The following is a 1,114-nucleotide window of genomic DNA, read 5'->3' as shown; positions in this document are numbered from 1 at the left end:
AAGCAATTAAACCTACGTTTACATGAAAAAATAGAGGGGAAAAGTGATTGTTATGAGGAGAAAGTGATAACACCTTTAGGCTTTAATCATTTGTAGTCTTTGAAACTAGGTTCATTTAACAAATAGGAGAAAACTAAAATGATTAGAAAAAATTTATTAATGTTAATGATCTTAATGTTAGAGTTAGTTTTGTTAGGATGTAATACTGAGGTGCAGAGTGTAGAGAATAAAAAAGACTACTATGGAGTATCACGTGAAGCTGATGGATATTACTATATTTCTTCTCTAACGACCGGATTAAAAAAAAATAAATTAGATGGTCGCACTTCATTTATTCTTTATGATAAAAAGGGACTTTTGTGGGTGCCCTATGAAAGGGAATACGATTATAAAGTTGGGTCTAAAGTGGACATCTATAAAGATGAGAAGATCGTTAGAACGATCTCTGTTGAAAATCGTCCTGTTAAAATTATTGAAGGCAATGTAATGAATGCAGTCATCTGTGAAGTAAATGGAGAGAAGGGAAGAGTAGTCTTTGTTAACAATTCTACGTTTGAAGTTATAAAAACAGTGGAAATAGAGGGAAATCCAACAGATGCCATTTTTGATGAAGGGGCACTATTTGTAACCAGTGATAACCTAGTGAAAAATGTAGATAGTTTTGTTCATAAGATAAATGTTAGAGATTATTCAATAAATACTACAATTATAAAAGATAGTAGAAGAATTAATTCTATTCAAGAGTATAAGGATTTTATTTATGTAGGCGTTCTTTCCTACGATAAAAAAGAATATACTAATCTGGTTAAATTAAAGAAGGCCGACCTTACAGTCGAAAAAGAAATAAAAGTGGAATTTTCCCCTCTAGAAATAAAAAAGCAAGGCGATAAACTATACCTGCTTCATTTTTCGTATAATACTGACCCTGTATGGGGAGGAGTCATGACTATTTTTGACTTACAGAATGAGACGACAAGAGAAGTTGACATTCCCATTACTGCCAATCATATTTTTTTGGACAGTGGGAAGATACTGTTTTCATCTTCATACTCGGAACAATATGTGGAGTATAGTTTGGAAAATAACTCCTTAAAGGAACATACTTCAGCTAAAA

1 protein-coding gene is annotated in these 1,114 nt (G+C 32.0%); it reads left to right on the top strand.

Translation table 11 applies throughout. The annotated features are described in order from the left end of the window. Window positions 1-138: 138 nt before the first annotated feature. The coding region (locus NI000_RS36515) for a hypothetical protein (protein WP_253416171.1) at window positions 139-1,114 on the top strand (976 nt) is incomplete at its 3' end.

The sequence above is a fragment of the Paenibacillus tyrphae genome (assembly GCF_024158745.1).
Lineage (GTDB): Bacteria > Bacillota > Bacilli > Paenibacillales > NBRC-103111 > Paenibacillus_G > Paenibacillus_G tyrfis_A.
The sequence above is the reverse complement of the archived record's forward strand: the minus strand, read 5'-3'. Positions and strand labels throughout refer to the sequence as shown.